21 protein-coding genes are annotated in these 24,054 nt (G+C 69.1%); 13 read left to right on the plus strand and 8 right to left on the minus strand.

Going from position 1 to position 24,054, the window contains the following annotated elements:
* Nucleotides 1-106 precede the first annotated feature (106 nt).
* The 8 genes from ACIOHC_RS31170 to ACIOHC_RS31205 all read left to right on the plus strand — a co-directional run bounded on the left by ACIOHC_RS31170 (nucleotide 107) and on the right by ACIOHC_RS31205 (nucleotide 9,362).
* On the plus strand, nucleotides 107-1,522 hold the full coding sequence (locus ACIOHC_RS31170; protein WP_351082017.1) for an FtsW/RodA/SpoVE family cell cycle protein: 1,416 nt from the start codon (nucleotides 107-109) through the stop codon (nucleotides 1,520-1,522).
* A gap of 230 nt (nucleotides 1,523-1,752) precedes the next feature.
* Complete coding sequence (locus ACIOHC_RS31175) at nucleotides 1,753-1,962, plus strand: hypothetical protein (protein WP_351082080.1); 210 nt, start codon at nucleotides 1,753-1,755, stop codon at nucleotides 1,960-1,962.
* Between the two features lie 22 nt (nucleotides 1,963-1,984).
* On the plus strand, nucleotides 1,985-2,686 hold the full coding sequence (locus ACIOHC_RS31180) for a restriction endonuclease (RefSeq protein ID WP_351082019.1): 702 nt from the start codon (nucleotides 1,985-1,987) through the stop codon (nucleotides 2,684-2,686).
* Between the two features lie 1,589 nt (nucleotides 2,687-4,275).
* A complete protein-coding gene (locus ACIOHC_RS31185; protein WP_351082021.1) occupies nucleotides 4,276-5,160 on the plus strand; it encodes an ABC transporter substrate-binding protein in 885 nt (294 codons plus the stop codon).
* Between the two features lie 8 nt (nucleotides 5,161-5,168).
* Nucleotides 5,169-6,140, plus strand: coding sequence for an amino acid ABC transporter permease (locus ACIOHC_RS31190; RefSeq protein WP_351082022.1), 972 nt, complete (start codon nucleotides 5,169-5,171; stop codon nucleotides 6,138-6,140).
* Nucleotides 6,137-6,910, plus strand: a complete 774-nt coding sequence (locus tag ACIOHC_RS31195) for an amino acid ABC transporter ATP-binding protein (RefSeq protein ID WP_351082025.1) — start codon at nucleotides 6,137-6,139, stop codon at nucleotides 6,908-6,910. The genes ACIOHC_RS31190 and ACIOHC_RS31195 overlap by 4 nt, the downstream gene beginning before the upstream one ends.
* Entirely contained in the window at nucleotides 6,910-8,520 is a 1,611-nt protein-coding gene (locus tag ACIOHC_RS31200; RefSeq protein WP_351082028.1) for a D-aminoacylase, read from the plus strand. Before ACIOHC_RS31195 ends, ACIOHC_RS31200 begins: the two co-directional genes overlap by 1 nt.
* Nucleotides 8,517-9,362: a serine hydrolase gene (locus tag ACIOHC_RS31205; protein WP_351082030.1), complete on the plus strand. Its 846-nt coding sequence runs from the start codon at nucleotides 8,517-8,519 to the stop codon at nucleotides 9,360-9,362. The genes ACIOHC_RS31200 and ACIOHC_RS31205 overlap by 4 nt, the downstream gene beginning before the upstream one ends.
* A gap of 19 nt (nucleotides 9,363-9,381) precedes the next feature.
* On the opposite strand, the gene ACIOHC_RS31210 is transcribed toward ACIOHC_RS31205, so the two are convergent.
* From ACIOHC_RS31210 to ACIOHC_RS31220, 3 genes are all read right to left on the minus strand, one after another.
* A complete protein-coding gene (locus tag ACIOHC_RS31210; protein WP_351082033.1) occupies nucleotides 9,382-10,305 on the minus strand; it encodes a LysR family transcriptional regulator in 924 nt (307 codons plus the stop codon).
* A gap of 9 nt (nucleotides 10,306-10,314) precedes the next feature.
* The gene (gene lysA, locus ACIOHC_RS31215) at nucleotides 10,315-11,667 is read right to left on the minus strand and encodes a diaminopimelate decarboxylase (RefSeq protein ID WP_351082035.1); all 1,353 of its coding nucleotides are present in this window, start codon (nucleotides 11,665-11,667) and stop codon (nucleotides 10,315-10,317) included.
* Nucleotides 11,668-12,121: 454 nt separating this feature from the next.
* On the minus strand, nucleotides 12,122-12,721 hold the full coding sequence (locus tag ACIOHC_RS31220) for a helix-turn-helix domain-containing protein (RefSeq protein WP_401844921.1): 600 nt from the start codon (nucleotides 12,719-12,721) through the stop codon (nucleotides 12,122-12,124).
* 91 nt (nucleotides 12,722-12,812) lie between these two features.
* Between ACIOHC_RS31220 and ACIOHC_RS31225 the strand changes: the two genes are divergently transcribed.
* A complete protein-coding gene (locus tag ACIOHC_RS31225) occupies nucleotides 12,813-13,793 on the plus strand; it encodes an NAD(P)/FAD-dependent oxidoreductase (protein WP_401844923.1) in 981 nt (326 codons plus the stop codon).
* Between the two features lie 140 nt (nucleotides 13,794-13,933).
* On the opposite strand, the gene ACIOHC_RS31230 is transcribed toward ACIOHC_RS31225, so the two are convergent.
* The 3 genes from ACIOHC_RS31230 to ACIOHC_RS31240 form a co-directional block, all read right to left on the minus strand.
* Complete coding sequence (locus tag ACIOHC_RS31230) at nucleotides 13,934-14,665, minus strand: NAD(P)H-binding protein (RefSeq protein WP_365693198.1); 732 nt, start codon at nucleotides 14,663-14,665, stop codon at nucleotides 13,934-13,936.
* A 57-nt stretch (nucleotides 14,666-14,722) separates the two neighbouring features.
* Nucleotides 14,723-15,622: an ABC transporter substrate-binding protein gene (locus tag ACIOHC_RS31235; protein WP_365693195.1), complete on the minus strand. Its 900-nt coding sequence runs from the start codon at nucleotides 15,620-15,622 to the stop codon at nucleotides 14,723-14,725.
* A 158-nt stretch (nucleotides 15,623-15,780) separates the two neighbouring features.
* Complete coding sequence (locus ACIOHC_RS31240) at nucleotides 15,781-16,536, minus strand: SDR family oxidoreductase (RefSeq protein WP_365693193.1); 756 nt, start codon at nucleotides 16,534-16,536, stop codon at nucleotides 15,781-15,783.
* A 704-nt stretch (nucleotides 16,537-17,240) separates the two neighbouring features.
* Here ACIOHC_RS31240 and ACIOHC_RS31245 point away from each other — a divergent pair.
* The gene (locus ACIOHC_RS31245) at nucleotides 17,241-18,221 is read left to right on the plus strand and encodes a GlxA family transcriptional regulator (RefSeq protein ID WP_401844925.1); all 981 of its coding nucleotides are present in this window, start codon (nucleotides 17,241-17,243) and stop codon (nucleotides 18,219-18,221) included.
* A 144-nt stretch (nucleotides 18,222-18,365) separates the two neighbouring features.
* Nucleotides 18,366-19,745 carry a DJ-1/PfpI family protein gene (locus ACIOHC_RS31250; RefSeq protein ID WP_401844926.1) on the plus strand — a complete coding sequence of 460 codons (1,380 nt, stop codon included), beginning with the start codon at nucleotides 18,366-18,368 and terminating at the stop codon, nucleotides 19,743-19,745.
* A 448-nt stretch (nucleotides 19,746-20,193) separates the two neighbouring features.
* Here ACIOHC_RS31250 and ACIOHC_RS31255 read toward each other — a convergent pair whose 3' ends face one another.
* Nucleotides 20,194-21,006: a GPP34 family phosphoprotein gene (locus ACIOHC_RS31255; RefSeq protein ID WP_365693187.1), complete on the minus strand. Its 813-nt coding sequence runs from the start codon at nucleotides 21,004-21,006 to the stop codon at nucleotides 20,194-20,196.
* Between the two features lie 423 nt (nucleotides 21,007-21,429).
* On the opposite strand from ACIOHC_RS31255, the gene ACIOHC_RS31260 reads away from it, so the two are divergent.
* Together ACIOHC_RS31260 and ACIOHC_RS31265 are read left to right on the plus strand one after the other, a co-directional pair.
* Nucleotides 21,430-22,155 (plus strand): SDR family oxidoreductase, encoded by a 726-nt coding sequence (locus ACIOHC_RS31260; RefSeq protein ID WP_351082057.1) that lies wholly within the window; start codon nucleotides 21,430-21,432, stop codon nucleotides 22,153-22,155.
* Nucleotides 22,148-22,516 (plus strand): MerR family transcriptional regulator, encoded by a 369-nt coding sequence (locus ACIOHC_RS31265; RefSeq protein ID WP_401844927.1) that lies wholly within the window; start codon nucleotides 22,148-22,150, stop codon nucleotides 22,514-22,516. The genes ACIOHC_RS31260 and ACIOHC_RS31265 overlap by 8 nt, the downstream gene beginning before the upstream one ends.
* A 457-nt stretch (nucleotides 22,517-22,973) precedes the next feature.
* On the opposite strand, the gene ACIOHC_RS31270 is transcribed toward ACIOHC_RS31265, so the two are convergent.
* Nucleotides 22,974-23,993 (minus strand): translation initiation factor 2, encoded by a 1,020-nt coding sequence (locus ACIOHC_RS31270; RefSeq protein WP_401844928.1) that lies wholly within the window; start codon nucleotides 23,991-23,993, stop codon nucleotides 22,974-22,976.
* Nucleotides 23,994-24,054: the final 61 nt, after the last annotated feature.

Consider the following 24,054-nt stretch of genomic DNA (forward strand, 5'->3'; position numbering starts at 1 on the left):
TACCGCACCCACTCCCAGCCCCGGACCGGCCTTTGAAGGAGAGCAGAAGGCCGTCTCCTCACTGGTCGGTAAGCAGCATGCAAGCCGTGAGAGGCCCCGTCGCACCATGAGCGGTACCACAAACGCGTCGACGCACCGTACGTCCACGATCGGCGCACCGAACCGACGCAACACCGAGCTGGCACTGCTGGCGTTCGCCGTCGTCATTCCGGTGTTCGCCTACGCCAATGTGGGCCTGGCCGTCAACAACCAGGTGCCGTCCGGCCTGCTGGGTTACGGCCTGGGGCTGGGTCTGCTGGCCGGCGTCGCCCATCTCGTCGTACGGAAGTCCGCGCCGTACGCGGACCCGCTGCTGCTGCCGCTGGCCACGCTGCTGAACGGACTCGGCCTGGTCGTCATCTGGCGACTGGACCAGTCCGAACTGCTGCAGTCGGTCAAACAGGCGGGAACGGCCGCCCCGAGGCAGCTGATGTACACGACGATGGGCATCGCCCTCTTCATCGTTGTCCTGATCTTCCTCAAGGACCACCGCGTCCTGCAGCGCTACACCTACATCTCCATGGTGGGCGCCCTGTTCCTCCTGCTGCTGCCACTGGTCCCGGGCCTGGGCGCCAACATTTACGGCGCCAAGATCTGGATCCATGTCGGCAGCTTCAGCATCCAGCCCGGTGAGTTCGCGAAGATCGTGCTCGCGGTCTTCTTCGCCGGCTACCTGATGGTCAAGCGCGACGCGCTGGCCCTGGCCAGCCGCCGATTCATGGGCCTGTACCTGCCGCGCGGCCGCGACCTCGGCCCGATCCTGGTCATCTGGTTCCTCTCGATCCTGATCCTGGTCTTCGAGACCGACCTCGGCACGTCTCTGCTGTTCTTCGGAATGTTCGTCATCATGCTGTACGTCGCCACCGAACGGACCAGCTGGATCGTCTTCGGTCTGCTGATGTCCGCGGCCGGTGCCGTCGGCGTCGCCTCTTTCGAGTCGCACGTCCAACAGCGTGTCCAGGCCTGGCTCGACCCGATGAAGGAGTACGCGCTCAGCCGCCAGGGCGTGGGCGGTCACTCCGAGCAGTCGATGCAGGCGCTGTGGGCGTTCGGCTCCGGCGGCACCCTGGGCACCGGCCTCGGCCAGGGCCACTCCGACCTCATCCGGTTCGCCGCCAACTCCGACTTCGTCCTCGCCACCTTCGGCGAGGAGCTGGGCCTGACGGGGATCATGGCAATCCTGCTGATCTACGGCCTGGTCGTGGAGCGCGGCGTGCGCACAGCCCTCGCCGCCCGCGACCCCTTCGGCAAACTGCTCGCCATCGGCCTGTCGGGGGCGCTCGCTCTGCAGGTCTTCGTTGTCGCCGGCGGTGTGATGGGCCTGATCCCGCTGACCGGGATGACGATGCCGTTCCTCGCGTACGGCGGTTCGTCCGTCATCGCCAACTGGGCCCTCGTCGGCATCCTGATCCGCATCAGCGACACCGCACGCCGTCCCGCCCACGACCCAGACGCCGAGATGCCGCCGGTGGTACGCCCGTGAACAAGCCGCTGTGCCGGAGCGTTCAGAGACGGTGCAGGCTCTGACTTTGTTCGCCGGCTGGGAGCCGCGCGCGTACCGATCCCCTGACAATTCAGCCAGAAGATGGGTTTACCGTCATTCATCGGCAACCCAGCAACAGCACCAACCACCGCCCACTACAAAGGAGACCGGGACGCCGCCTTCCAGTTCTGAGCCCAGAGGCGGCGACAGCCGGGCGGGAGGTCCTGCGGCTGATGACGATCAACGTGGCTGTGCTGCTCGCGGCCATCGTGTTCTTTCGGCTGCGCCGGCGTACGGAGGCCCGCAGCCGCTTCGACGAGAAGGTGACTGTGATCATCGTCATCGCGCTGGGTGTCCTGATCGCTCCCACCCCGGTAGGCGAAGGAATCCTGAACATCCTGGGTCAGCTCGCGAGCGGTGTCACCCGGGCCAGCCGATGAGCCCTCGCGTGAAGGAGCGACGATGACCAGGCGGCCGACAGCACGGCGGCGTTCCAGGCGGTCGGGCAAACGGCAGCACCGCAAGAACGACCGTCTGATCGGTCTCCTCGTGGCGGCGGCCGTGGCTATCGGTCTGGTGGTGGCTGTCGTCAACTGGATGGTGGCCCACTGGTGGGTCCTCATCGTCATCGGGACGCTCGCGGTGCCGGCGGGCGGCGGCTGGCTCCTCTACCGGCAACAGCAGAAAGCCAGGTGGGAAGCGGTACGCGCTCAGGGCCTGCGCTACGGGCTGCCCCAACTGGACGCCCTGCACCACTCCCGGTTCGAGGATGCCGTGCGGGACCTGATGCGCCGTGACGGCTGCCAGGACGCGGTCCGGGTGGGCGGCAGCGGGGACCTGGGCGCGGACGTGAAGGCCACCGACCCCTACGGGCGGCGCTGGGTGATCCAGTGCAAGCACCGCCGTAACGGCCTAGCCGGCTCCGCAGTGGGCACGCCGGACCTTCAGGTACTCAACGGCACCGCCCGCCAGGTCCACGGCGCCGACATCGCAGTAATCGTGACCAACGGCCGCGTGACTGCGCCGGCCGTGGCCTTCGCCAAACAACAGCGGCTTCACGTGGTCGACCGCCATACCCTCGGAGCGTGGGCGTCCGGCTCACATCCCCTGTGGGGACTGCTCCGAGGCGTCCCCCCACCTCGCAAACCGAATTCCCTCTCCTGAACAGCCCCCGCGCTGCTCGGCCGGACCACGGCTCGATGACGGGAGCAATGAGGACAACTCTCCTGCGGGCCTGGCCGGTCCGGGATGGTGGATCCGCTGACGGTTACCGGTTCGGGTATTCACGTGCCGGAGGAGGAAGACACGCTTCCCGGGTGATTGCCCACTGCCACCGAATCCGGATCGTTCGCGACCGAAGTCGCACTGGTGGGAATGATCGAAGCAGCAAAGTGTTCATGCCTCTATGCGCAGCCAGGTGTCGCCCGTGCGGAGCCACAGGGATGCGTCGCGGCCTTGGCCGCAACGCAGGACGACTCGTCCCGGCACTCGAAGCTTGCGTCGGCTGGTCACCGTCCGGCTGTCGCCGTCCAGTTCGGCGTGGATGAGTTCGGTGGAACGCCGGTTGTGATTGCGGGCGGTGAATACGGCGTACGTGTCGCGAACCGCGAACCCGTCAGGATTGGGGACCGGGCTGGACAGCTGGTTACTTCACCGGTGGATGGTGTGATCCGGGTCAGATACGTGCCGCCCCGACAACCGCCCGAGTACCAGACAAGCCACACCCGGTCTCCGTCGGTCGCAGCGGTGCAGCCTTCCAACGGAGCGTCGGGCAAACGCCCCTGGGGAAGCCACCTGACATGGCCTTCTTGCGTCCATCCCGCAAGGCCGCCTGCCGACTCGGGGTGGCCGCCGTAGACACCCTCGTCTCCGTAAGCCGTCCAGATTCCCCCATCACGGTCAGTGACCAGAACAGGGATGTCATCGCCGATGCAGAAATCGGCTTCGGGGGTCCTCGACGCGGAGAACATCGCGGCATTCGGCATCCAGGCGTCTCCCGCATCAGCCCTGACTGTGCGTCCGCCCGCCAGCAGGAACCGAGAACCGGGAAGCAGCGCCAAGTGGCAGGGCCGAACCCGGACATCCTTCACCGGCGTGCGCCGCTCGTCCTGCCCGTCGGCGATGACGAGCTCACCGGTGAACGGCGTGTCCACACTCCGGCCGACCCAACCCTTGACGCAGCGGTAGCGCTTGAGATGTCGCCGGTGGACCAGGAGAACCGCCGGCTCCCCACTCGGTCCGACACTCCACCACAGAGCTCGTCTCCGTGGACAACGGAACGCTCCCGGCACCCGTCACGCTCACCGAACGTCGCACCAGGGAAACATGACGAAGCCCTTCCCCGAAGAGGAGAAGGGCTTCGTGAGCGAGCGCTGGGCAGGCCTTGCACCTGCATTTCCCCGCAGGAAGCGGGGTGTCTTTCCTTGGACCACCAACGCAGTGTCCTTCACTGCGAGTTGCGGAGGACTTCCAAGATCGATCATAGCGCATGCGGAACGTCGACCGGCACCGGCCCGCGCGCGGCCACGGACTTCGAGAAGTACCGCGCGAGCACCCCACCGGTGCCGAGCAGCAGCACAGTCGGCCGAGTGGCCGTCGCACGCGATGCCCCATCCCGTTTCGGTGTCCTCGTCCGCAGGGAGCCGGACCCGTATGGATTTCGATGGTCAGGCATGAATAGCTTCATCATCTTCCATTCACCCGGGCGCGACTGCCAGCATCGGCGCACCGCCACCCCGTGAGGGAGAAATCCGATGAATCGTCCCCGTTCTCTGCGCTGTCTGGCAGCCCTGGCCGTGGTGGCTCTTGCGGCCACCGCATGTGGACGCTCCGGCCAGGGCGACGCCCCGTCCGGCAGTTCCTCGCAGGCCGCCGCCGGCCGGACAGCAGCCGAGCTGCTCCCCGCGCAGTACCGGCAGAAGGGTGTGCTGCGGGTGGCCACCGCGGTGGGATACCCGCCGATGGAGATGTACGAGCCCGGGACCACCCGGCTCACAGGTGTCGACCCCGACCTGGCCAAGGCCATCGCCGAACGGCTGAAGCTGAAGCTCGAACTCACCAATGCCGCCTTCGACGGGCTGATTCCCGGTCTGGAGTCCGGACGCTTCGATCTGGTCATGTCGTCCATGACAGACAGTGCCCAGCGGCGCCAGGCGGTCGATTTCGTCGACTACTTCCGTACCGGCGGCGTCATCATGACGAAGAAGGGCAACCCGCAGGACATCAAGTCCCTCACGGACCTGTGCGGAAAGGCCGTCGTCCTCGCCAAGGGCAGTTCGAACCTCCACATCGGCGAGGAGCAGAACGCCAAGTGCGAGCAGAAGATGCGGATCTCGCAGAGTGAGGACGCGCCGACCGGGCTGCTGCAACTGGACAGCGGACGCGCGGTCGCGACCATCGTCGACTATCCCGTCGCCAGGATGTTCACAAAGAAGAGCAGCGCGTACGAGGTTCTGCCGACGCAGTACGGCACCGCTCCCTGGGGCATCGCGGCCGCGAAGAGCCAGGGCGGACTGCGCGACGCCGTCCGAAAGGCCTTGCAGGAACTGATCGACGACGGCGGCTACCGGAAGATCCTCGACACCTGGGGAGTCGGCGACAGCGCCGTGCCCGAGGCCACCATCAACGACGGGCAGTGAGTGCGGACATGACCCACCGGAAGATGCCCGGCGCCGCTCCCGGTGTGGCACCGGCAGCCACCACCGCCCTCACGCCGCCGGAGGACGACCTCTCCCTGCAGGTGACCCGGCGCCCCCGTCCCGGGCGCTGGCTCGCGGTCCTCGCCGCCGCACTGTTCGCGGTGTGGCTCGCCTACACCGTCATCGTCAATCCCAACCTGCACTGGGACATCGTCGCCAAATACCAGTTCGACAGCGTGATCCTCAAGGGCCTCGGGGTGACCATTCAGCTCACGCTCGTCTCGATGGCCCTCGGCATCGTCATCGGGGTGCTCGTCGCAGTGATGCAGCTCTCCGACAGTCCGGTTCTGCGTCTCACCGCCGGCGCCTACACCTGGTTCTTCCGGGGCACCCCGCTGCTGGTCCAGCTCATCTTCTGGTTCAATCTGGCCCTGTTGTTCCCGGTGATCAGCGTCGGTGTCCCGTTCGACGGCCCGAAACTCATCAGCTGGCAGTCCAACCAGGTCATCACCGGCTTCGTGGCCGCCCTGCTCGGCCTCTCCATCAACGAGGGGGCCTACATGGCCGAGATCGTTCGGGCGGGCATTCAGAGCGTGGACCCGGGCCAGCGCGAGGCGGGTGCGTCCATCGGCATGTCGAACCGTCAGATCCTGTCCCGGATCATCCTTCCGCAGGCGATGAGGGTCATCATCCCGCCGTTCGGCAACCAGTTCATCTCCATGCTCAAGACGACCTCTCTGGTGTCCGTCATCGCGGGCGCCGATCTGATGACGGTCTCCCAGCACCTCTACCTCGCCAATTTCGAGGTGGTGGCGCTGCTGCTGGTGGCTTCCCTCTGGTACCTGGTGCTCACCACGATCGCCAGCATCGGCCAGCATGCCGTCGAACGCCGCTACAGCCCGGGCGCCGCCCCGCCGCTGCGGCGCAGGGTCCTGACGAATCTCGTACCCGGGCGTGACAGGAAGAAGGCGGCGGCATGAGCGAGGTCATCCTCAGGGCCCGTGGGGTCCGTAAGCGGTTCGGTGACACCGAGGTGCTGAAAGGCATCGATCTCGATGTCCGCAGCGGTGAGGTGCTGTGTGTCATAGGCCCTTCCGGATCCGGGAAGTCGACGCTGCTGCGCTGCTTCAATCACCTTGAGCAGATCGACGCGGGGCGGGTGTGGATGGACGGTGAGCTGATCGGCTACGAGCAGCACGGCCCCTCCGGGCGCGTCCTGCGCGAGCGGCGCCCCCGGGACATCCGACGCCAGCGCGAGCGGATCGGCATGGTGTTCCAGCGGTTCCACCTGTTCCCGCACCGCACCGCGGTGCAGAACGTGATGGAGGGGCCCGTCGCCGTCAAGGGTCTCTCCCGTGCGCAGGCAGAGCGGCATGCCCGGGACCTGCTGGACCATGTCGGTCTCGCGGAGCGGGCGGACCACTATCCGGGGCAACTGTCCGGTGGGCAGCAGCAGCGTGTGGCGATCGCCCGCGCACTGGCCATGGAGCCGGCGCTCATGCTCTTCGACGAACCCACGTCCGCTCTCGATCCTGAACTCGTCGGCGAGGTCCTGGGCGTCATGCGCGACCTGGCCCGCAGCGGTATGACGATGGTCGTGGTCACCCACGAGATGGGCTTCGCCCGCGAGGTCGCAGACCGGGTCCTGTTCATGGATCAGGGCGCCGTCGTCGAAGCCGGGAGCCCGGAGCTTCTGTTCACCGACCCGCGTCACGAGCGCACGCGGGCCTTCCTGTCGACGGTGCTGTGATGGGGCGCCCCGTGGATCTGCTGCTGCGCGGCGGCACACTGGTCGACGGAACCGGCGCGCCCGCCGGAGAGGCGGACATCGCGGTGGTGGACGGACGGGTCGCCGTGCTGCCCGCGGGCGCCCCGGCCGCGGCGGCCGAGACGCTGGATGTCACCGGCCGGGTCGTCGCGCCCGGCTTCATCGATGTGCACACGCACTCCGACGCCCTCGCGGCATCCCACGGCACCGCCGAGCCGATCGACGACCTTCGCCTCGCACCACTGCTCCAGGGCGTCACCACGGAGATCTGCGGCAACTGCGGGACGAGCCTGTTCCCTTCGCTACCGGAACGGCTGCCTTCACTCACCGAGCATCTCAGGGTGACGTTCGGGCTCGGACCCGTCCGGCCCGCAGTGGACTTCGACTCGTTCTCCGCCGGGCAGGATCCTGCGCTGCGCCGCACCCACATCGCCTCGCTCGTCGGCCACGGCACGCTGCGCGCCGGAGTGATGGGCTTCGAGGCCCGCCCGCCCCGGCCCGACGAGCTGGACACCATGTGCACGCTGCTCGACCGAGCGCTCGGTCAAGGTGCGGCCGGCCTTTCCACCGGGCTGATCTACCCGCCCGGCACCTACGCCGGCACCGAGGAGATCGTCGCGCTGGCCAGGGTCGCCGCACGTCACGGCAAGCCCTACGTCACCCATCTGCGCGATGAGATGTCACAGGTGGAGACTGCCCTGGAGGAAGCCCTGGAGATCGCGGTGCGTTCCGGCGCCCCGCTGCAGATCTCCCACCACAAGACCGCGGGCCGACATGCCTGGGGCGCCACGCTGCGCACCCTGCCCCGGCTGGCACAGGCCCGGGCCGAAGGGGTGGACGTGCTGTGCGACGTCTACCCGTACACCGCGGGCAGCACCGTCCTGCACGCCATGCTGCCGCCATGGACGAGCGAGGGCGGCGTCGGCGCCCTGCTGGAACGGCTGCGCCGGGGCGATACGCGCGACCGGATCCGGAAGGACATCGCTCAAGGCGTCAAGGGGTGGGAGAACACCGTGGGAAACGGTGGCTGGGACCTCATCACCGTGGCCGCCGCGCAGGCGCACCCGGAGGCCGAGGGCCGCAGCATCGCCGACCTCGCCGCCGGACGTGGCGTCCACCCGGTCGACTACGCGTGCGACCTGCTGCTGGCCGAGCAGGGCGAGGTGACCATCATCAGCCACTCCATGCGCGAGGACGACGTGCGGCGGGTGCTCGCCAGCCCGCTTTCGATGATCGGCTCGGACGGTGTCCCCAAACCCGGTCGCCCGCACCCTCGTTGGGCGGGAACCTTCGCCCGCGTGCTCGGCCACTACGGCCGCGACCAGCAGCTGATCCCGCTGGAGGACGCGGTACACAAGATGACCGGTCTGCCGGCCCGGCGGTTCGGACTCACCGGCCGCGGTGTGGTCCGCGACGGCGCCCTCGCCGATCTGGTCGTCCTCGACCCGGCGTCGGTGCGTGACACCGCCACCTTCGACCGGCCGCTGCTGGCGCCCGAAGGCATCGATACCGTCGTGGTGGCGGGACGGGTCGCCGTGAGGGGCGGTTGCCCGACCGCGGCGCGGGCGGGGGAAGTGGTGAGGATCCGATGAGTCTGGCCCAAGTGGCCGCGGCGGCGCGGCGTTCGGCCGCGCTGCCGCTCACCCTGGCCGTCGCCGCGGTCGACATCGACGGCGGCGAGACGGTGGGGGTCGACGAATGCACTGTGCTGCCGGTCGCGTCCGCCTCGAAGCTGCTGCTGCTCGCCGAGGTGTCGCGCCGACTCGACACCGAGGAGCTGCTCGCCGACCGGCTCGTCGAGATCCTCGACGAGGACCTGGCGGACGGGACCGGGCTGCTGCGCCGGATGAGCAGGCGCGGCTGGACCGTCGAGGATCTGGCCTGGCTGACCGCTTCGGTCAGCGACAACACCGCCACCAACGCACTGCTCCGCCTGGTGGGGCGCGAGTCCACGGCCCGGCTGGCGAGGGTACTCGGGCTCGACCACCTCACACTGCACGACAAGGTCCGTGACATCCGGGGCCCCGATGTGCCGCCCGTCTTCGCGACCGGCACCGCACGGGACCTGGCACGGCTGGTGACACATGCGGTGCGCTCCACGCTCAGCTCCCCGTCGGCCTCCGCGCGGCTCCTGCAATGGATGCGCGCCAACACCGATCACGGCATGGTCCCCGCCCTGGTGGATCACGACCCGTACGCCCCCGGCTTCCCGAATCCCCTGCCCGACGGGCTTCTGGTGGCCAACAAGACCGGCACCGACACCGGGGTCCGCGCCGATGCCGGTGTCATCATCGGTGCGCGCCGACTGGCGTACGCGGTGGTGGCGCACTGGGACCCGGCGCTGGGTCCCAGCACGGAGCGGGCCGCGGTGCATGCCATCCGAGACGTCGGCCGCACCCTCGCGGCGTGTGCACGACGCCGCGCCGGCGAATGAGAGCGGTGCGCCCCACCGGTCAGGACCACTGCATATCCAGCAGCGACCGGATCTCCTCGGCCGCCGACCGCAGCTCCGCGAGGAATATCCGAAGCAGCGGGTTGCGGTTGGTGGGCCGGGTGGCGACCCCGATCCGCCGATGCAGTCGGGGATGGTCCAGGCGACAGACGTGCACACCCGTGGTGTCGCCGAGCCCGAGGGCCGGGACGAGCGCTATGCCCATTCCCGCGCGGGCCAGGTTGATCGTGACCTGGTAGTGATCGCTGCGGCAGCGGACCCGCGGCCGAAACCCCTCAGCCGCACATGCGCGTTCCAGTACCGGTTCGCCGGTATGGCCGCCGTGCGTTCCGATCCAGCTCTCCCCCTCCAGAGCGGCAAGCCGGACCGCGGTGCGCCGCCCGAGGCGGTGCCGCAGAGGGAGGACCACCAGCTGCGGCTCGTCGAAGAACATCTCCACGTCCACGGTCGCCTGTCGGCACCAGGGGTCCAGCGGATGCTCGAAGACGACCGCCGCATCCAGCCGGCCCGCTTCCAGATCGGGCACCAGCTCGTGCGGCTGCCCCAGGATCAGCTCCAGCTCGACCTGGGGCCGCTCGGCGGCGAATCCCGACAGCGCCCGGGGAAGCAGCTCCAGGCCCGAGGAGGCGAAGAAGCCCAGCCGCAGTACCCCGGCTTCGCCTTCGGAGTGCGCCCGCAGATCGTCCTGTGCGACGGCCATCAGGTCGGCGACGGCCTGAGCGTGCTCGGCCAGTCGCACACCGGCCGCCGTCAGCCGCAGGCTCTGCGGCTGACGTTCCACCAACGCCACCGCGAGTTCCTGCTCCAGCCGGGCGAGTTGATGAGAGACGGCGGACGGGCTCAGATGCAGCGCCTGGGCCGCGGCCACGATGGTGCCCGTGCGGGCTATTTCCAGCAGGACGAGCAGTCGAGCACTGTTCAGCATCGGGTCAGATTAGGCCCTGCCGATGTACCGCGCCGCCCCGGCACCCGACCCTGCGGTCGCCGGTGGCACGTCGGGCCCGGAGGGCTCGTCCACGTCCAGACGCAGCAGGTCCTCCTCGGTCTCCCGCCGGACCACGGTGCGGGCACGGCCGTCGGACACGAAGACGACTGCGGGGCGCGGCAGCTTGTTGTAGTTGGACGCCATGGCATATCCGTATGCGCCCGTGACCGGCGTGGCCAGGAGGTCACCCACCACGAGCTCGGACGGCAGGGCGGCGTCGTCGACGATCACATCGCCGCTCTCGCAGTGTTTGCCGACCAGCCGTGCCCGCACCGGTCGAGGGGCGCGGGGTCGGCGCGGCAGGAACACCTCGTAGCGGCTGCCGTACAGGGCGGGGCGCAGGTTGTCGCTCATGCCGCCGTCGACGCTGACGTATGTCCGCACGCCCTCGATGCGCTTGATCGTGCCCACCCGGTACAGGGTCAGCCCCGCGCGGGCGGCGATGGACCGGCCGGGCTCCACTGTCACGTCGCCGCCCCAGCCCGCATCGCGCACCGCGGTGCGCACCCGGGCCGCCCAGTCGGCGAACGAGGGTACGGTCTGCCCCGCCTCGTACGCGACTCCGAGGCCGCCGCCGACCGTGAGCCGGTGCACCCGTGCCTCCGCGGCGAACCGTGCGACGGCCGCGGCTCCTGCCGCGAGCTCCGCCGTGTCCAGCACCTGGGAGCCCACATGCGCGTGGACGCCCTCCAGGATCATCGCCGGGGAGCCGGCGGCCCGCCGCACGGCGGCTGCGGCGGTTCCGCCGACGAGGCCGAAGCCGAATTTCGAATCGTTGCCACCGGTCCGGATCGCCTCGTGTGCGCCTGCGGCGACGCCGGGCGCCACCCGCAACTGAACACGGGCTGCCGGGAGTTGTTCCTCGGTGTGCAGGCGCTCGATGCGGTCCATCTCGTCGAAGCTGTCGACCACCACGTGCCGCACCCCTGCCGACATCGCCATGCGCAACTCCGCCTCGTCCTTGTTGTTGCCGTGCAGCACGATCCGTCCGGCCGGAACATCCGCGTGCAGCGCCACCCGCAGCTCGCCGCCGGAGGCCACATCGAGCAACATCCCCTCCTCGTGTGCCAGTCGGGCCATGGCCGTGCACAGGAATGCCTTGGAGGCGTACGCGACGTTGCCCTGGCCGAAGGCGGCGACCGCCTCCCGGCAGCGTCGGCGCAGGTGCTCCTCGTCGTACACGAAGAGCGGTGTTCCCCAACGCCGTGCCAGTTCGGTGAGCAGGACCCCTCCGACGGCAAGCCCTTCCGGCCGGACCTCGGCAGTGAAGGGCAGCAGACCCGTTTCGATGGCTGACGACATGATTCCTCCCCGCAGGCCGGTTCTCCGCCATCCTGCGGCCTTCAGGAGGAGTCACAAAAGCGCTTTCTTCTATGGCTGAGCGTCATGGATTTCGATGCTCGGGCCGCGTCGAGGGTCGTGGGAAGCGCCGCGTACCGGGCGAGGGAACTTCCGTCACGAGTCGTGATCAATCCTCCGCCGATGACGCAGTCCGATCCGACGATCTCGCCGGAACGGCCGCTCGTCGGCAGAGGCACCGGATCGACGACTTCTTCCGGCCGGGCCGCCTCCCGGTCACCGTGACCGTGGATGACCGATTGCCCGGCCTCCCCCAGTTCTCCTGATGCGGCATGCGGACACGGCCGACGCCCGGGCGCCGGGGTTCACGAGCCCCAGCGTGGCTGGAGGCAGGGCTGGTGATGGAGGTGTCGGATGGGGGCGGTGAGAGCTTCCAAGCCCGGCGACGGGCCTTCCGTCAGGACTCCGGCTCCGCCCGGGAGTGGGGCTTGGCCCGGACGTGCATGCGTTCTCCCTGGGGACCGAACAGGTTGAGGACCTCCACGGGGGACTCTCCCGCGGGACCGAACCAGTGCGGCAGGCGGGTGTCGAACTCGGCGGCCTCGCCCGATTCCATGATCAGGTCGTGGTCGGCCAGGATGAGCCGCAGGCGTCCGGACAGGACGTACAGCCACTCGTGCCCCTCGTGCGTGACCGGATCAGGCCGGTTGTGTTCCGCAGGGATGATCGACTTCCAGGCTTGCAGGCGCCCCGGCTGCGTCGACAACGGGATCACCGTGCGGCCGTTGTGGACGCGGGGCTTGCAGCGGATCCGCGGGTCACCGACTTCCGGCGCCCCGACGAGTTCGTCCAGGGGGACCTGGTGGGCCTGCGCGATGGGCAGCAGCAGCTCCAGGCTCGGGCGGCGCTGGCCCGACTCCAGCCTGGACAGTGTGCTCTTGGAGATGCCGGTGGCCTCGGCCAGCGCCGACAGGGTCACGCCGCGCTGGGCGCGGACGCGCCTGAGGCGGGAGCCGACCTGAGCCAGCGTGGCGGCGATCGGTGATTGCTCGTCCATACCCCCATTCCACCTCCCGCGTCCCGGAAATGGCAACAGAAGTTGTGGCCCCATGGCCTGGCACGCACTATCGCGCCAGGAGGTTGTTTCCATGATCAATACGATGAATGACCAGAACAGCAGGGCACAGCACGGCGACGTCGACGAGGTCCACGACGTGGTGGTGGTCGGGGCCGGAGCGGCCGGACTCAACGCTGCCCTGCTCCTGGGCCGTGCTCGCCGCAATGTGGTGGTGATCGACGCAGGCGAGCCGCGCAACGCGCCGGCCTCGCACATGCATGGCTTCCTGTCCCGCGACGGTCTGCCCCCGGCAGCACTGCTCGACCTCGGGCGCGCCGAGATCGCCCGCTACGGCGTCCAGCTCATCCACGGGCAGGTGGAACAGATCGACCACGGCTACTACGTCCGCATGGCGGGCGGGGTGGTGCTCAAGGCCCGCCGCGTCCTGATCGCGACCGGGCTGCGCGACGAGCTGCCCGACATCCCCGGCGTCCGCGAACGATGGGGCAAGGACCTGCTGCACTGCCCGTACTGCCACGCCTACGAAGTCCGCGACCAGCCCCTCGCAGTCCTCGGCACCCACCCGGGAGCGGTCCACCAGGCCCTGCTCCTGCGCCAGTGGAGCGACGACGTCGTCTTCTTCCCGCACGCCCTGGACCTGACCGCGCAGGACCGGGAGCGGCTGGCGGCGTGCGGCCTGCGCCTCGTCGAGGGCGAGATCAAGCAGCTCGTCGTCGACGGCGACCGGCTGCGCGGCATCGAACTCGTCGATGGCCGCGCCGTCCCCCGCGCCGCGGCATTCCTCTTCCCCCGCCCAGTGGCGCACGACGAGCTGCTGACCCAGCTGGGCTGCGACAAGGACGACAACGGCTGGGTCACCACCGACCGCACGGGCCGCACCAGCGTCGTCGGTGTCTGGGCCGCCGGTAATGTCGTCGACCGACGAGCCCAGGTCGTGGCCGCCGCCGGCATGGGGTCCGCCGCCGCCTTCGCCATCAACACCGACCTGCTGGACGAGGACATCGACCGCGCCGTCGAGCAGCGCCGCCACGCAGCCGCTGCCACCCTGTAGCCCACAGCGCGGCAACACCGGACCTCGGCCCGCGGGCCCATGAAGCAGGCACGACACTCGAAGGTGTCCCGGCCGCGTCTGTCCAGGTGAGCGATCCGCACCGCCCGCCCCTCACCCGATGGTCCTGCTGAGGGGGTGGTTCAGGAGAGCCAGTCGGCGTAATGGGTGGGGGCGATGCGGGCATCGTTCCGGGCGGTGATGGCGTCGCCGTGGACGACGGCGAACATGCCGGCGGTGTCGTCGGTGACGACAGACCGTCCGTCGCGCTTGGCGGTCACGGTGAGCCGGCCGAGTTCGTCGAGGGGGTAGACGTCGGGACCTGCGATGTTGACCACGCCGTTCAGAGGGCTGCCTGCGGCGATTTCGGCGACGAAGCTGGAGACATCCGCGGCAGCGATCGGCTGGATCGGTGTGCTTGGCAGCCGGACGGTGTCACCGTCGGTGGTCATGGACAGGGTTGCGTCCATGAACTCCATGAACTGCGTGGCGCGGACGATGGAGTATGGGATCGGCCCGGCCTTGAGGATGTCTTCCTGAAGCACTTTCGCCCGGTAGTAATCCAGGTCGGGGACGTGATCCACGCCAACGATCGAGAGGATGACGAAGTGCCCGACTCCGGCCTTCTCGCTCGCGGCAAGAAGGTTGTCCATCGAAGTCTGGAAGAAGGCGAGCGAGGCGTCGTCGAAGGTCGGGGAATTCGCCAGGTTGATGACGACGTCGGCGCCCGCCACTGCCGCCTCCAGCCCCTGACCAGTAATGATGTTCACACCTGTGGACAGGGAGTGCGGTACGGCTCGATGCCCGGCTGCGTTCAGCTTCTCCACGGCTCGCGACCCGATCAGCCCGGTTCCGCCGATGACTGCGAATTTCATGAATGTGCCTTCTTTCAATGATCGGTGCACTATTTGCACTTTATGGGGCGTTGACTGCTATGCAGGTGAGGCCGGCGTCGCCGGGCTCCCGGCTGCGGTGCGGTAGAACTCTGCTGCGGTGACAGTGGCGGGGACGGCGAGTTCGGCAGCGACCGCGGAGATCGCGGTGGCGCCGACGGCGAGATCTGCTTGGCCGTCGGTGACGAAATACGGAGCGATGAACGTCTCGTAGTGGGCTCGGACTTCGTCCGCGGTGTGTCGGCCGAGGAACGTCTGGATGTACCGCACCGTGGCGTCGGGTTCGTTGTGGATCATCTGGAGGGCGCGCCGGTGGGCACGTACCACGGCCTGGACCGCAGGGTCGTCCGGGCGGACGTAGGTGGGGTCGACGGCCACGCCTACGGTGGGGATCCGGAAGTGGTCGCCGACCCAGGCCAGCACCTGCCAGCCGTGCTCGGCGGCCATCGCCTCCGGCGCCATGGTACTGCCGACCAGGGCGGCGTCGATCCTGCCCTCGTGCAGCCGGCGCAGGTCCATGCCGTAGTCACCGGGCGGGCGGACGATCGTGTGGATGTCGCGGTCCGGGTCGAGGCCGAATTGGCGGAGCACGATCCGGGCGAAGCACCCGGGTGCGGTGTGGGGTGCGTGTACCGCCAGCCGACGGCCTGCCAGGTCGGCCAGGGAGGTCGGGCCGGGGCGCGCGAGGAACCAGAACAGCGGGCGGTGGGTGTTGACATGGAGCGCGACCCAGGGGATGCCATCGGCCAGCCGTGACAGCAGTGCCCGGCCGAGCCCGATGGTGGCGCCTCGACGCAGCCGCTCATCACCCCAGGAGCAGCCGTCGCGCAGCGCCACGTGGACACCCTCGTCGGCGTAGTAGCCCTGCTGGTCGGCGATGTAGGCGACCAGTTCCTCATGCAGTCCCCGCCCGACGTAGGCGAGATCGATCGTGTACATGAACGTTCTTCCTCGATCGTGTCACCGCCCTGCTCCCGCGTGTGCCGCAGGCCCGGCTGCCGCGGCCCGTGGTGCAGAGGTGACGGCGTACCACATGCGGTCCGGTCACCGGCCTGACCGGGGCGGTACGACCCCCTGTGCGAGGGCGGCGGCGGGCGTCAGTACATGGACATCCCGCCGTTGACCGCGGCCGTGGTGCCGGTCATGAAGGCGTTGTCCTCGCTGGTGTAGAAGGCGACCGCTTGGGCGACGTCGCCCGGGTGCGCCAGGCGACCCAGGGGGGTGGCGGCCACCTGCCGCCGCTTGAGCTCCTCGTCGACCACATCCGCCATGCGGGTGCCCTCCACCGGGCCGGGCTCGACGACGTTGACCGTGATGCCACACGGGCCCAGTTCCTGGGCGAGGTAGCGGGCGAACTGCGCCAGCGCGGCCTTGGCCGTGCCCAGCGCGATCATGCCCTCCCGGGGCCTGCTGCTGAGGCCGGTACCGAGATAGACGATGCGTCCCCAGCCCTGCTCGGTCATGGCGGGCAGAACGGCTTTGGTGACCGTGAACGCCGCACGCATCTCGTCGTCGAGCTTGCCACCCAGTTCTTCCCACGTCATGTCCTGGAACGGCTTGATCACATATGGGGTGAGCGCGTTGTGCACGAGCACGTCGATGCCACCCCATGCCGCCTGGACCTGCTCGGTCAGGCTCTCGACCGCCCTTGCCTCGCGCACGTCGGCCTGCGCTGCCATGGCCTGGCCGCCTGCGGCCCCGATGCCGACCACGACCTCCTCGGCCGCCGCGCCGCTGCGGAGGTAGTTGACCACCACGCGCATTCCTCGCGCGGCCAGCAGGCGCGCGGTGGCCGCACCGATTCCGCTGCTGGCCCCTGTCACCAACGCCACCCTGCCGGTTGCCACAGTCACGGGCCCACCTCCTGCTCGTCATCGCGGGCCGTCGGCATGACCGCCCGGAGCTGTTCTTGATGCCGGGCGTACCGAGCGGATCGCCCCGCAGAGCGCCGTGTCGACCGGTCGCCCGCAGCAACCCGGCCGGGGACCAGTCGACTTCGCGCCGCAACTACGAGACGCGCAGCCACTCCAACCCGCCGGGGGCGATCTCTCAGCAGCGCCGGCAGCAGTCCCCGCCGGAGCGCCCCGACGGACCAGCGGGTCCGCCCGACCGCCGTTCAGCGCACCCTCGCTCTGCCTTTCCGGTCCGCTCGGTGATGAAGTCCAGCAGCATGTCGTGCATGACCAGCAAGTCGTCGTCCACGTCATGCGTCGAGACCGGATCCATGGCGGCAAGCGTAGGCGCGCGACGCAGTCGTGGCCGATTGTCGGCCTCGGATCGCGAGACGTGTCGGTCAGGCGCGGCCCCCTCAGCCCCATGTGGCCGAGCGCGACCCGCGGCAAGCCGGTGCACCTGGCCGCGCTCGCCGACCGGCGCATCGACCGGCCCCGCCCAAGAGATGGAGCAAGGAACTGAAAGGGTGCCGGCATGCCCAGCAGGAAGGCGACGAACACGCCTGACCTCACCGGAGGGCATCTCCCAGGCAGTGCCTGATCTGTCCGCTCCACTGCGCTGAGAGCCCTCGTGGACACCACCGCCTCCTGCTTACTGTGTCCGGGTGAATGATGTGACGAGCGGGTGCACCGGACGCGTGATCGTGCTGGTCCTGCCCGAGGTGAACCTGCTGGACCTCGGTGGTCCGGTGCAGGTCTTCGATGCCGCTGCCCAGTTGGGGGGCGGCTACCGGCTGGAGTACGCCGCCGAGACCGGCGGGGTGCGCTCGGCGCAAGGCCTGCAGCTGACCGGTCTGTCGCACCTGGCAGCGACGCAGGCCGGGCCGGGCGATCTGGTATTGGTTCCCGGGCCGAGACTGACCGGATCCGGCCGACTGGTACCGGAGGCCGCGGTTCGCTGGGTACGGGAGGCGTATGACGCCGGGGCCCGGGTGGCGTCGGTGTGCAGCGGTGCCGCCGTACTCGGAGAGGCGGGACTGCTGGACGGCCGGGCATGCACGACGCACTGGTCGCTCACCACGGCGATGCGCGAGCGATACCCCTCGGCCCGGGTGCGCGAAGCCGCGCTGTACGTCCACGACGGACGGGTCAGCACCAGTGCGGGCATCTCAGCCGGAATCGACCTCTCGCTGTCTCTCGTCGAACAACACCACGGCCCGGAGCTGACCGCCGCGGTCGCCCGTGAACTGGTGCTGTATCTGAGACGGGACGGCGACACCACACAGATCAGCCCGTTCCTGCGCCACCGCGACCATGTGCAGCCCGCAGTGCACCGGGTGCAGGACTACCTGGCCCAGAATCTGGACGCCCCTCACACCCTGGACGAGCTCGCAGCCATCGCCCACCTGTCTCCGCGCGCCCTGACACGGGCCTTCACCAGGGCCACCGGCATCACCCCGCTCACCTACCAGCGGCAGCTGCGCCTGGAGCGGGCTCGCACCCTGCTGGTCGGCACCGGTCTGACGGTGGAGGCCGTCGCGGCCCGCTGTGGCTTCCGCGACGCACGACAGCTGCGACGCCTGATCACCGAAACCTACGGCGCCCCGCCGTCCCGGTTGCGGACACAGTTGCGGTTGGCCGGCTGACCGTCCCGCTCTTCGGGCGGTGGCCGTTCCTCGGCCTTGCCCGCCCTCCCTCTTCCGTTTCCCCTGCTTTGAGCCACGGGTGCACAGCACTGCCACCACGTGTCCGAATTATGGAGGTATGTCTTGTTCGAGGTAAGTTCCGCGATGAGTAAGGGCCGTAAGGCGGTCCGCCGTGCCGGCTGGGTCCTGACGGGCATGGTGCTGTCGGTGGCGTCGTTCTCCGGGATCGTCTTCGCCGGGGTGAGTGCGTCCATGGCGGACAGCTTCGCGCCCGCTCCTGCCGCATCCGGCACGCGGTCTTGGCCTGCCGCCCGGCCGGTGCCGAAGGACCGCATCACGGTGGCAGTGGTGGTCAGCAACGAGGGCTCCGTGGCAACCGACGTGCTGGCGCCGTATCAGGTGTTCGCCGAGTCGGACAAGTTCTTCGTCTACACCGTGGCAGCCGAGCGCCGTGTCTCCCCGTTGTCCGGCGGAGCGCACCTGCTTCCCGATCACACGCTGACGGAAGTGAAGCGGGGCACACTGCCGGAACCCGATGTGGTGGTCGTGCCCGCGGTGACCGACCCGGCCGATGCCAAGGAAGCCCGAACACGCCAGTGGATCACCGAACGCCATCACCATGGTGCGCGCGTCCTCGGTGTGTGCGCGGGCTCGGAACTCCTGGCCGCCTCCGGCCTGCTGGACGGCCACGACGCGACCTCGTTCTGGTCCAGCATCAGCTCCCTGAAGCGCCATTACCCGCAGGTGCACTGGAAGCGCGGTCAGCGGTACGTCGAGGACGGGCGGGTGACCACCACTGCAGGCATCACCTCCGGCACCGTCAGCGCCTTGCGGGTGGTGGAGGAATTGGCGGGCAAGGACGAGGCCGCCCGCATCGGGAAGAGCTTGTCATATCCGGGCTGGACCCTGGACGGGCCAACCGCGATCCCGGCCAGCCAACTCGCCATCGGCGACGTGCCGTACGCACTGAACGCCGCATTCCCCTGGCTGCGGCCCACCGTGGGCATCGGGCTGGTCGACGGTGTCGGCGAGATCGACGCGGCCGCGGCCTTCGAAGCCTATGCCGGGGTGTCCTTCACCGCGCGAACGGTGGTGCTCGGGGCACGCGACAGCATCACCACCCGTCACGGCCTGGTCCTGATCGCCGAAACAGCACGCGGTGGCTCCCTCGGGGTGGACCGCTTCGTGGTGCCCGGCGTCGCAGACACCTCGGCCGTGGACACGCCGCTGCGCACGTGGGCGCGCCGCAACGGACTGGCGGTGGAGCTGCCCAGTGGGGGACGGCGTGAGGGGGAGTTCGGTTTCGATCCGGTCCTGCGCGACCTCGCCGAACACAGCGACGTCCGTACGGCCCTGGTCACGGCGAAGTTCTCCGAATACCCCTCGTCCCATCTGGAACTGACCGGCGCGACCTGGCCCAGGCGTTCGACTCTGCTGGCCGCAGGAGCAGTCGTGATCAGCGTTGGAGTGGGATTCGTCCCCACGGTGATCCGGCAGGCGGTGCGGCGCCGGCGCACGGCGTAGCCGGCACTTCGATCCCCGGACACCCGTGGAACGCGGCCGGTCACCGAGGACGACCACCACGCGGCCCAACGATCGCTCGGCGTACGCCGCAGACGGCCACGGCGGGCTCTGCGAGAGCCGGTGGTGTGGTCACGTTCAGCGCCCCGGTCGGCATGTGCGCGGTGTCCCGGGTATGCGCCCACCCGGGACACCGGATGCGGTCCACCGCGGTTGCCGAGCCCGGCCCGGATCGAGGGGCAGCGCTGCCCCGGTCGGGCGAACGGCGCCGTTCCACCGTCAACGCAGGTACAAGGGACGGCCGTTCCGCGCAACAACCCGCAACCTGCTCGACAGGAGAGACCGTCATGGGGCCCCGGTCCGTCGGGCAGGTCTTCGGCAGCTTCCGTGGATGCGAACGCCCGACGAACCACCGGGCTCCGACACGAATTGTGCGACTCTCGATTGTCGGTCACCAGCTGCCGTGGCCGCCGTCCCCGTGCCCGCCGCCGTGATGACCGCTGCCGGCTCCTCCCCCGGACCAACCACCCGGGTCCAGGTCGTGGGCGAGGCCGTGGCCACCGGTGGTGAAGTCGGCGTAGAGGTCGCTCAGCTCGCCGAGGAGTCGGCGGGTGAGAGCATCGGCGCCGGTGGTCAGTGCTGCTGCGAGTTCCTCGTCGGCACCTGCGGCCGTTCCGGCGGTGGTGGGCGTGAGGTGGTCGGGTGCGGCAAGGGCTGCCAAACGGCGGCGATCGGTGATGCCCTGCAGGCCTGGGTAGGCGGCAGGGGCGAGGCCCGCAGCCTGGACGAGCACGGCGAGGGATACGTCGCGGGTGGCCTTCGACATGGTGGAGCCGTGGCGGACCACGCTGTCGAGACGGGCCAGCAGCGCCCGGCGGCGCGGCAGGTCGACGGAGAGAATGTCGTGGCGGGTACGGCCGCCGGGTTCACGCCACCGGCGGACCCGGACCGCCTTCTGGTCCTCGAGCCGGGAGAGGTACTCGATGGTGAGGGAGCGCGGTGTCTGGCGCAGCCAGTCCTTGAGGGTCGGTGGTGGAGCAGCCGCGCCCAGACTGCGCAGAACATTGTTGAGACGACGGTCCTCAACGCGCCGGGAGTCCGTCACCTCGATCCGCCGGGGGCCGACCGTGATCCGTCCGGCCAGGCCCAGATCCGCCAACTCCGATGCCCGCAGGGCGAACCGGAGCCGGTCATCGGCCCGTATCCGTATACGTCGCCTGCCCGGGACTGTCGCGAGCAGGAGCAGTTCGTCCCCCATGGTCATACATGCAGGTTAGGCGCGGCCGTCGAAGGAGGGGAGTCCTCCGCAGACCACCCTCGCGTCGGCTTCCGCGACTCGCCGCACCGGGCGCTGTCGAAGGCGAAGTACGGTAATACCTCGCTGTCGCCGCATCCGTGAGTCGCTGCTCGTGTCTGCGGTACGGACGCAACACTGCTCCGATGCTCTGGTCCGGGCAGCAGTTGCTGTGATCCGGCTGCAGGCGTCTACCACCGTGGCATTGGTTCTGCGGCGGGATCGCAGAACGTGTTGGGGGCTTGCCCGGCGCGGTGACCGAATGCGTTCGCCGACCGTGATGTCTGACTCCGCCCCCCATCCTCGGCCTTGACCTTGACCTTGACCTTGACGCCAGGGTCAAGGCTTAACGTCCCGACCATGGAAGAGACGAACACCCTTCACGGCCGGGCAGTGATCATCACCGGTGGAGGCACGGGAATCGGCCGAGCGACAGCCCAGCAGTTCGCCACCGCAGGCGCCGAGGTTCTCATCGTCGGCCGGACCGCCGAACGTCTGGCGGAGACCGCCATGGAACATCCGCACATTCGGACGTTTGAAGCCGACGTCGCCGCGCCGGACGCCCCGACCGGCATCGTTGCCGCTGCCCTGGAGGCGTTCGGCCGCATTGATGCCCTGGTCAACAACGCCGCGATCACACGTCCGGCTCCGCTCGGCGCGATCGATCGGAAGGTCGCCGAGGAACAACTCGCCACGAACCTTCTCGCCCCGGTGTTCCTGACCCAGCAGGCGCTGCCGCACCTGGAGGACGGTGGCACCGTCGTCAACGTCACGTCCAACCCGCCGCACTATGGCTGGCCGAACAACTCGCTCTACGGATCCACGAAGGTGGCTCTGGACTTCTTGACCCACACATGGGCTGTCGAGCTTGCGCAGCGCGGCATTCGCGTCGTGTCGGTGGCCCCGGGGATAACGGCGACGCCGGTGTTGAGCCATGCAGGCTTCACGGACGAGCAGATCACGGCCGCAGGAAAGGAGCTTCGGGCCCGGATCCCGCTCGGGCGTATCGCCCAGCCGAAGGAGATCGCCTGGTGGATCGTGAACGCGGTGCGCCCTGAAGCCGGCTACCTCACCGGTACGGTCGTTCGTGTCGACGGCGGGCTGAGCGCGGGTGGGTGAAGACAGGGCGATGCTGATCGGAGAACTGGCGAACGAGGCCGGCACCACCATTCGGGCACTGCGGTACTACGAACTGCAGGGCCTGCTCCACCCCCGGCGAGCGCCGAACGGCTACCGGGAGTATGACGAGTCGACGATCGCTCTGGTGGGCAACATCAGGCTGCTGCTCTCACTCGGCCTCACCGCCAATGACGCCCGTGACTTCCTCCCCTGCCTCGATCGAGACATCACCGACACTCCCGTCTGTCCCGCCAGCGCGCGAGTCGTCGCCCGCAAGCTCACCGATGTGGAGGAGAAGATCGCCGCGCTGAATGTCGTCCGCGAACGTCTCATCGGCGTACTGGCCCGATCCGGCGGCTGAGGGCTGTCCCGTAATCCCTGGTGGATCAGTGAGTGGCGCCCGGTGGCGTAGATCGCAGGGCGGAGGGCGGAGTCGGATGGGTCTCCCTCCGCGAACGAAGCCGAGGCCTCGCGGAAGGAGTCCTGGCGAGCGACGACAGCCCTGGCGGGCGCGAGTACCGCCCTTGGCCGCCTTCGAGCGGATCACGCGACCGGACGCAGAGCCGAGTAGCCGTACGCATTCACCCACCCTGCCCGGCAGGCAGTGTCGTAGGCATGAACCTGCCCATCGCCCCGCCGGGCGCGTGTGGGTGCACGTGCGCGCCACGATGTTCCAAGGCGCGTACGTCGATACCGACGTCATCGCCCCCGACGGCCGTAGGGAGCACCCACACCCCGACCCACCGGGGGCCGGCGGTACTGCGAACAACTGCCCGGGGCCCACGCCTGGAAGACAGAACAGGCTCACGAACGCGGCGCTATACGCCGCTCGGTCCCTTGGCCGCAGCCCGCGCCACGGCCGGCGCGATCGCGCGCTCGACCGCGGAGCGGCCCACTCCGGGGCTTCCCGTCCGCTCCACCATCGTGCGGACCATCGCGTGGTAGAAGAAGCTGGGCGAGGCCGCCGACCACAGATCGATCCGCTCCGGGTCGAGCAGGAAGTCGAGCACCGCCTCCGGCTCGGCCGGCACGAACGCGTACTCGCTGTGCTCCCACTTGTCCTCCACACCATGGCTCCATCGGTCCCGCAGGTCGTCCTCACCCAGATCCGCCAGCACCGCCCGGAAACAACCGGCCCACTGGTGCCGCCGGGTGTCCAACCCGAAGGACAGCAGCTCCATACCGGAGATGTCCTCCTCCTGTACGGCCAGTTCCTCACGCAACGCCCGGCGGGCCGCGCCGAACAGGTCCGGGACCCCGTCTTTGAGATCATGCTTTCCGGACAGTCCCTCATTGGCGGAGGAGTTCCACCGGTCGGCATTGCCGCCCACGGTCGCGCTGCGCCGGGAGAACAACATCTTGTTGTCCTTCCCCATGATCACGATGACGTTCACCCCGAAACTGCTGGACAGGAAGCCGTTCACCGTGACCGGGTCGGCCCCGTCGAGGTAGTGCTCGCGCAGAGTCAGCCCGGCCCCCTCGCCCTCCTCCAGGCTGCGGTCCAACTGCTGCGAGGCGAGGAAAGTGAAATAGTCCGTGGGAGAGAAGCGCAACTCGACGATCGGGTCCTCGTACTCGTCGCTGCGGGTGACCGCGATGGTCTCCAGTGCGAAACGGGGGTGGTTCCAGCGCCGAGCGGCACCGGAGACTGCCTGTGTGCGCTGCTCGTCCTCGATCTCCTGACGCCAGCGCAGCACCTCCTCCGGCACATGCACGAAGGTGTCCGGATCGAAGTAGACGCGGACGTTGTCCTCCTGGATGGGCCGCGTCCCATCGCCCTCGTAGACGTGGTACGGCGTCCTGAGCGGGCCGATACGGAACAGGTCGCGGTCGGACACGAGAACCCTCACTCCCTGGGTGACAAAGGGGAGTTGACAGTTGCACACCGCCCCTGCCTCG

The sequence above is a fragment of the Streptomyces sp. NPDC088252 genome (assembly GCF_044740965.1).
Lineage (GTDB): Bacteria > Actinomycetota > Actinomycetes > Streptomycetales > Streptomycetaceae > Streptomyces.